Here is a 7,811-nt window from a genome sequence, read left to right on the forward strand (position 1 = left end):
TTCCTCCCATCAATCCGGTTTCGTTTATTTCGTTGCGTATTCGATCGTTACGCCGGCACGTTCATACGGCAGCGCGGACTCGGCGGGCAGTCCCCGATCGGTAAGGATCCGCGAGATTTCGCTCAACGAGGCGAAGGTGCGGAGCGCCGTCTGCCCGAACTTTTGATGATTTAAGACGGCGATCGCCTCGCGAGATGTTTCGATCAACGCCCGCTTGAAGTCAATCAAATCCCCGGTGTAAATCGACAGTCCGTGTTCCGGATGAATGCCGGTAGCCGAGATAAAGGCTTTCTGGATATTCAACTGACGCACGTACGCCGCCGATTCGGGTCCGGCCAGCATGTTGCGGACGCGGTAGCCCCCGGGTACGACCAGACGAATCTGGTCTTTGGCCGCCAGCTCGCTGATGATATATACGTCGTTGGTGATGACGGTAAGCGGACGATTCTCCAGCCGCCGGGCGATTTCCAGCGTAGTGCTCCCCCCGTCCAGTGCGATGATATCGCCTTCTTGGATATGATGGAGGGCGAGGAGGGCGATGTCCTTCTTCTCATCCGCATGCTTGGTCAGCGGCTCTTTGGACGGCAGAATCCCATACTGATCGCTTTGGGCGAGCACGGCTCCGCCATGTACACGAACCAGGAGCCCTTGTTCCTCCAGCTTGGCGAGATCCTCCCGGATCGTCTTGCCGGTCACGCCCAAGCTTTCGCTTAGTTGCGCTACCGTGACTTCCTTTTGTGTCAGCAGAACCTCCATAATTTTTTCATAACGTCGAATCGGATTCATGCAAGCTTTCACTCTTTCTTATCTCAAGTCTTTCATCGGAACGGCGTCCATATCGGCATAAGCTTTGTTGTCGCCGGCCATCCCCCAAATGAACGTATAATTGCTGGTTCCTACCCCGCTGTGAATCGACCAACTTGGCGAGATGACCGCTTGCTCGTTACGCACAACGAGATGACGAGTTTCGTTCGGCTCACCCATCAGGTGGAAGACCACAGCGTCTTCTGCCAGATCAAAATACATATAAGCCTCCATCCGGCGAGGGTGAACATGGGCAGGCATCGTGTTCCACATGTTGCCGGTCTTGAGTTGGGTCATCCCCATCACGAGTTGGGAGCTTTGAATGCCGTTCTCGTGGATAAACCGGTGGATCGTGCGCTCATTGGAGTTTTCGATCGAGCCCAGCGCTCCGGATTCCGCTTCAGCCAGCGTTGTTTTTGCTGTAGGGAACTCTTTATGCGCCGGTGCCGAATTCAAATAGAACTTCGCTGGCTTCGAAGCATCCTTGCTGCGGAAAATCACTTCACGCGAGCCCTTGCCGACGTACAAGCAATCCTTGTTGTTCAGCTCGTATTCCGTTCCGTCGACAATAATCGATCCTGGTCCGCCTACATTAATGGCACCAAGCTCACGACGTTCGAGGAAGTAGGAGACGCCCAGCTCTTTGAGATCCGTCTCCAGTTTGACATCCTGCTGTACCGGATTCGCGCCTCCGATAATCAGCCGGTCTTCGTGTGTCAACACCAGCTCTAATCGATCCGGCGTAAACAAGGTGGGAATGTGGAATTCCTTGCGCAGACGGTCGGTATCAAATTGCTTGACCTCTTGGGGATGCGAAGCGTAACGACGTTCCATGTAAAATCTCTCCTTTTCACGTTCATTTTGGTGTATAATGTTCATATAGGTTCAGATTAATCCATTTAGGTTCATTTGGCAAGAGGTCGCACCCTATTGCACCATTTCGAATGAAGATGCGAATTTCAGATGTTTACCGTAGGAAATCGTGGATTCATCGGCTTTAGCCACGATGGAAACCATGGTAGGATGTGGGGGAAGGGGTACGTTTGATGAATCTGTATCAAGCTCGAATGAAGACAATCGTTCGAAAAGTCGCAACGACCGCTTGGCGGCAACCACTTCGGGAAAGCGGGCTGTGGTTTCATGGTGATATCCGGGACAACTATTATTACGCCTCCTATTTATTTGCCGCTGCCGTAGATCCGGACGAAACGCTGCCATTTGATCGGACGGAAGGTAAGCGGCTCGCTGAGCGGGTGTTGCTGCGCGTGCTTCAACTCCAGGATCAGGCGGCGTCCAGCGCGACATACGGACACTGGCCGCTGGGACTGGATCCAACACCGGAGCAGGCTAAGCCGCATGTACTCCCGGTCGAGCTCATGGGCAGTTTGATGGTGTATTTTATGCACCGGTATGGGGTAGAGCTAAGCCCGGAATTGGCAGCCCGCTTCGAGGACGCGCTGTCGCATGTCTATCGAAGCGACTTCTATCGCCAGCCTTTGCGGGAATATAACCATCATGAGGCGAAGTACACGGCTGCGAAGCTGATCTTGGGGCAGCGTTATGGAGATGCGGCGTTGTTTGCCGACGGAAAGGAATGTTTACGGCAAACGTTGGCTCGTTTGCGCCTTGAGGGGATGGCGGAATACGGCGCGTTGCCGTGGTTTTGGCACTGGATTCAGGCGTACACCTGCGCTTGGGTGCTGATGGAGGATGCGGAGGTAAAGGCCGAGCTGGCTGAGATGTTAGACCATCTATGGACGATTCGGGCTACTTATTATTTCAAGGGAGCATGGGTTGGCGCCCATGCCCGTGGTTGGCCGCATGATGCACCGCGGGACGCCAACGTGCTGCACGACTATGTGCAGTTCGGCGATTTCGAGCTGCCGGAAGCGATGCCGCGCACCGAGTATGCCGGGCTTCTATTCTATGAGGCTCCTCCATCAGCTCGCGTGCGAGCGTTGGCGCGTGACAAGCCTGCCGAAACCATGGCAGCCTTCCTCAAGGAGATCGGCGGCGTTAAGCAGCGGCTCCATTCTTATGCCTACCTGACCGATCACTTCGCGGTAGGCGGACTGTGGGAGAGAGTCGAAGAATTCGACAATGAGCAGCTGAGATGGCTGTACAGCTTGCCGGTCCGCGGCGAGAAGGGCAATCAGCTGTACTTTTTCCATCCCGGCAAAGGATATGATCCCAGCGGTAACGACCCGCGCCATCAGAGCGAATGGACGGAAGTCCTGTATCATCATAATGTCGTAATGGCGGTCTACTCGCTGCCAGTGAAGGTACCCGGGCAGGTTAATGGCGTGCTTCCGGAAGGAGAATGGCGATTTACCGCGAATGGTATATTCGGAAAGGTTGAAGAGACGTTTTTTGCTGTATATGTGTCGGGAGATTATCAGGTGAGAGAGCGGAGCGGCTATCTCCAGGTCGAGGTGGAAGGCTGCTGCGTGGGCATTGTGGTGGAGGCGATAGGCCTTCCGGAAGCAGACGAGCGGGGAATTAAGAGCCTGGATGATTTCATATTAACGATGAAGTCCCATGCCGCACGCTTTACAGCAGATGTTCGCACGGGCAGGATAGATGCCTCCTATACCACCTATGCCGAAGGAATCCAGCTTACGTTAAGCGTCAAAGGTCCCGGGCTTCCAGGGGATCGGTGGATAAACGGCGAGCGTGTGAATTTGGAGTCGTATTCTTATTCGATGTAAGGTATAAAGAACAATGTTGATGGGAAAGAGGGTTAAGGAATGAAGAAGCTGCAGCTTGTGCAAAAAATCGTACAGGAAGGCGTTGTCGCCGTCCTTCGCGGAGAAACCCCGGAGGAAGTCGTGCAAATGGCCGAGCAGGCCATTGCCGGCGGCATTAAAGTCATCGAAGTGACGATGACGGTTCCGTTTGCTTTGCGGGCGATTGAGGAATTGGCGCGAAAATACAGCTGGGACACCCAGGACGAATCACGATACGCGATTATCGGCGTAGGTACGGTGCTGGATCCTGAAACGGCGCGGGCTGCGATCTTAAGCGGCGCTCAGTTCGTTGTCGGGCCATCTTTGAACCGTGACACGGTGACGCTGTGTAACCGGTACCGCATCCCGGTGATGCCTGGATGTATGACGATCAAGGAAATCCAGGAGGCATTGGAACTGGGGGCGGACATCGTGAAGCTGTTCCCGGGCAACTTGTACGATCCGTCTATGATCAAGGCGATCAAAGGACCGTTGCCGCAGGCGAATATTATGCCAACCGGCGGGGTTTCGCTGGCGAACCTCGGCGAATGGATCCAAGCGGGTGCGGTCGCTGTGGGAATCGGCTCGGATTTGACGAACGAAGCGGTGAAGCGGGGAGATTTCTCCTTGATTGCCCAGAAAGCCGCTGCCTATAAAGCGGAGTACCTGAAGGCCAAAGATTTATCATAATTTCGAATCATCACCTTCATCCATCATAAAAAATGTTGTCGAGGAGGGATTCACTTGGATCTTGGATTGAGAGGAAAACGGGCCATCATTACCGGCGGCAGCAAAGGGATTGGGCTGGCAACCGCCATCACGTTGGCTGCGGAAGGTGCCCAGGTCGCTATCGTGGCGCGGAACGCAGGGCCGCTGCAGGAAGCGGCTAAGGCGATCCGTGAGAAGACGGGGACGGAGCCGCTTGTCCTTGTCGCTGACGCCACTTCGGGTGATGATGCCCGCCGGGTCGTCGAGCAGGCAGCCCAGCATTTTGGCGGACTTGATATTCTCGTCAACAATGCAGGTACCTCAGCGGCGGCTCCGTTTGAGAAGGTGGAGGCCGAAGCTTGGGGGGCGGATTTGGATCTGAAGCTGCTGGGCGCGGTGAATTTCGCCCGGGCCGCACTGCCCCATCTGCGTAAAGCAGGGGGCGGGGCGATTTTGAACGTCACGGCGATTGGCGGTAAAACTCCGGGCGCTTCCTCGTTGCCAACATCGGTCAGCCGAGCTGCTGGTCTGGCCTTAACGAAGGCGATGAGCAAGGATTTGGCAGCTGACAAGATCCGCGTGAACGCGGTATGCATTGGGCTTGTCCGCAGCGATCAGATCGAACGGAAATGGCGTCAAGCTGCACCGGAGCTGACCTGGGAGCAGTTTGCAACCGATCCGCGCCATGGCATCCCGCTGGGCCGAATTGGCCAAGCGGAGGAGGCGGCGAAGGTCATCACCTTCCTGGTGTCCGAAGCGGCATCCTATGTGACGGGTACCGCCGTGAACATCGACGGCGGCACGTCGGCAGTGTTGTAATTCGCGGCGAGGTGGAACCCGCCGGATGAAAAAAGGCGGATCGCCGGGGTATCGGCGGTCAGCCTTTTTTTAAGATATCGGAAAGTACAAACTCCGGGGATTGGCATCCTGATATCGCAAGAAAAACATCCGCTAAACGCGGTCTGTCGACTTAGAATGTACGTCGATTGATTTTTTTCTTACAGGCAAGATGCTGCGATTTTTGTGAAACAACCTCATCACACGAATTCGCTTCATCACCTCCGTTCCGACAGCACTTCCCATCGAGCCGAGCAGCACGCTGGCAGTTGCCACTTTGATCAGGTAGTACAGCCCCGTTCCGGTGATCAAATCCAGGATAATGAAATTCCGAATCGTTGATGCCCGAATCGACACAAAAATAAATGGACGTTGTTTCCGCTCCACCATCGTTCTCCCCATTCCTCTCCATCCTTGCTGTTCAACTATATGGGGGGCAGAGTTTGGACTATTCGTAAAAAAAGAACCCCCGAACTTGTATGAAGTCGGGGGTTCTTCGCTATTCGTCGAGATGATACGGCTTCAGATTCAGAGGCAACGCTGCCGGCGGAGTGCAGGTGCTTTGCATTTGATAGAAGGTGCCCGTATCGGAAGCATCATGGAAGCCCCACATGGCCTCCAGCACATGATAGGCAAGCTCGCCGGTGGCGCGGTGCGGCCGCCCGTGCAGTAAAGCGCTGGCCATATCCGCTGGGCCGATGCCGCGGCTGTTCTCGGCGTAGCCCGGGAGTAAAGGCACTTCGGTCCAGGCTTCTTCGCCGATCCTGCGGAACTTCACCGGGCCGCCAAAAGTGTTAGGATCCGGCACAAGTAGGGTGCCTTCTGTCCCGTGAATTTCGATTGGCGGAAGTGTACTGCCGCCAAAGATGTCAAAGCTGGTCGTGAGCGTAGCGATCGCGCCTTGCGCAAACTCCAGCGTGCCGGTGACATGGGTCGGGACTTCGACCGGGATCTTTTGCCCATACTTTTTCTCGCTGGTGATGGTACGCTGTTCCAGCGCTTTGCCGGTCATGCCGGCGATCCGCTTAATCGGCCCCAGCAGTTGAATAAGTGCGGTCAAATAGTAGGGGCCCATATCAAACATCGGGCCGCCGCCTTTGGCATAATAAAATTCCGGATCCGGATGCCAGAACTCATGGCCGCGGCTCATCATAAATGCCGCCGCTGAGACCGGCCGGCCAATCGCCCCGTCCTGGATGAGCTTCAGGGCTGTTTGGATGCCGGCGCCAAAGAACGTTTCCGGCGCGCTGCCGACCATCAGTCCACGCTCGCGGGCCGCAGCGAGAACGGCTAATCCTTCCTCGCGGGTGACAGCCAGCGGCTTCTCCACGTATACATGTTTACCGGCTTCCAGCACCTTTAGGCAAACCTCGGCATGGGCTGCCGGAATTGTTAAGTTAATGACGATCTGGATGTCAGGATCCTGCAGCAGCTCGTCAACCGTGCAAGCAAAGGGGACGTTATATTGCTTGGCCTGCTCCTGCGCCCGGTTCAAGTCGAGGTCGGCGCAGGCGACGAGATCAAGCGCTTCGAACTTAGCACAATTCTCCATGTAGATGCCGCTGATTTTGCCGCAGCCGATAATCCCTACTTTGATTTTGTCCATTATTGGCTGTCCCCCATGCCCGTGTAATTGCTGTCAATCCGTGCATTTTCACCAAGTGACTCGACTGCAAGGCGTTTGCCTTCTGCCGCCCACAGCATCCCGCGGGTCATCATTTCCTTCACTGGAGGCAGGTCGACGATGTCAGCATGATGTCCCAGCGAGTTATAGTACACGCGTCCAACTCCCCAGCGCTTAGTCCAGACCACTGGCATATCCACCGGCTTGTTCAGACGATGGGGTCCGTCAACGACCGGGAAGCGCGTCGTGGCGAGCACTTCAACGGCAGGATCGACATGCAGGTAATATTGCTCCGTTTTCACATAAAAGTCTTCGATTCCCTCCACCAGCGGGCTGGAATTGGCGATAATCTCCACCTTGTACTCGACTCCGTCATTCCCCGGGTGGGCTACCCATTGTCCGCCGGTCATAAATTGCCAGTCGACATTGTTTCGGAACGAATCACACATTCCACCATGGCAGCCAGCTAATCCGGTTCCGGCTTGTACCGCCGCGGATACGTTATTGACGAACTTTTGTTCAATTGTTCCCATCGTCCATACCGGGACAATCAGATCAAGACCGAGGAGCTTCTCCGCATCGGCAAAAGCCTCCAGCGTATCGGAGACCTCCACCTCAAAGGCGTGCTCCCGCAAAGCGCCGGCAAAGATGCTGGCAACCTGCTCCGGCTCATGTCCGTCCCAGCCGCCCCAAACGATTAAAGCTTTTTTCATTTCTTAATTCCTTCTCTCGTGATTAGTTGTTGGATCTAAGCTAACGGACACCAAAGGCGTTATCAACTTACACATGCACCTCCGGGATTTCTAACGGACCGAGGAGACCTTATTTCGAAAAAAATCAGCCCCGTGTTCGCCGCAATCGCCCGGTAAGGTCATTGGAGTCCGTTACAGCGGGAAATTGCCGGGAAATCGACAAATAAGCTCCCTGTGGTCCGTTGCTATGAACGTTTTTGTCAAGCCCTCGGTTTTAAATCTGCCTGAGCACGTGGCGCGAGAGCAAAAATGCGAGCGACGGTCGGCACGCTGCTATCCGTGGGTTGGTTACCACATGTTATGCCTTCGTCAGGGAGAGCCCTTGCAAGCTAGAAACGCACGTTCAGTTTCTTTCAAAAC

8 protein-coding genes are annotated in these 7,811 nt (G+C 55.1%); 3 read left to right on the plus strand and 5 right to left on the minus strand.

Going from position 1 to position 7,811, the window contains the following annotated elements; genetic code table 11:
• Positions 1–24: 24 nt before the first annotated feature.
• Both M891_RS0100720 and kduI read right to left on the minus strand, forming a co-directional pair.
• Positions 25–786 (minus strand): DeoR/GlpR family DNA-binding transcription regulator, encoded by a 762-nt coding sequence (locus M891_RS0100720; protein ID WP_016311390.1) that lies wholly within the window; start codon positions 784–786, stop codon positions 25–27.
• A gap of 18 nt (positions 787–804) precedes the next feature.
• Positions 805–1,638 carry a 5-dehydro-4-deoxy-D-glucuronate isomerase gene (gene kduI / locus M891_RS0100725; protein ID WP_028537446.1) on the minus strand — a complete coding sequence of 278 codons (834 nt, stop codon included), beginning with the start codon at positions 1,636–1,638 and terminating at the stop codon, positions 805–807.
• Positions 1,639–1,850: 212 nt separating this feature from the next.
• Here kduI and M891_RS23000 point away from each other — a divergent pair, with 212 nt between their 5' ends.
• From M891_RS23000 to M891_RS0100740, 3 genes are read left to right on the plus strand one after another with little or no spacing between them, the layout of a single operon-like run.
• A complete protein-coding gene (locus M891_RS23000; RefSeq protein WP_036699034.1) occupies positions 1,851–3,512 on the plus strand; it encodes a hypothetical protein in 1,662 nt (553 codons plus the stop codon).
• Positions 3,513–3,551: 39 nt separating this feature from the next.
• Positions 3,552–4,220, plus strand: coding sequence for a bifunctional 2-keto-4-hydroxyglutarate aldolase/2-keto-3-deoxy-6-phosphogluconate aldolase (locus M891_RS0100735; RefSeq protein ID WP_016311393.1), 669 nt, complete (start codon positions 3,552–3,554; stop codon positions 4,218–4,220).
• A gap of 54 nt (positions 4,221–4,274) precedes the next feature.
• Entirely contained in the window at positions 4,275–5,057 is a 783-nt protein-coding gene (locus M891_RS0100740) for an SDR family NAD(P)-dependent oxidoreductase (protein ID WP_016311394.1), read from the plus strand.
• Between the two features lie 132 nt (positions 5,058–5,189).
• Here the strand turns inward: M891_RS0100740 and M891_RS25660 are convergent, their stop codons facing one another.
• The 3 genes from M891_RS25660 to M891_RS0100755 form a co-directional block, all read right to left on the minus strand.
• Positions 5,190–5,477, minus strand: a complete 288-nt coding sequence (locus tag M891_RS25660) for a hypothetical protein (RefSeq protein WP_232228247.1) — start codon at positions 5,475–5,477, stop codon at positions 5,190–5,192.
• A 97-nt stretch (positions 5,478–5,574) separates the two neighbouring features.
• Entirely contained in the window at positions 5,575–6,681 is a 1,107-nt protein-coding gene (locus M891_RS0100750; protein ID WP_028537447.1) for a Gfo/Idh/MocA family protein, read from the minus strand.
• Complete coding sequence (locus tag M891_RS0100755) at positions 6,681–7,412, minus strand: ThuA domain-containing protein (protein WP_016311397.1); 732 nt, start codon at positions 7,410–7,412, stop codon at positions 6,681–6,683. The genes M891_RS0100750 and M891_RS0100755 overlap by 1 nt, the downstream gene beginning before the upstream one ends.
• Positions 7,413–7,811 lie beyond the last annotated feature (399 nt).

Origin of the sequence: Paenibacillus sp. J14, assembly GCF_000518465.1 — a bacterium.
Lineage (GTDB): Bacteria > Bacillota > Bacilli > Paenibacillales > Paenibacillaceae > Fontibacillus > Fontibacillus barengoltzii.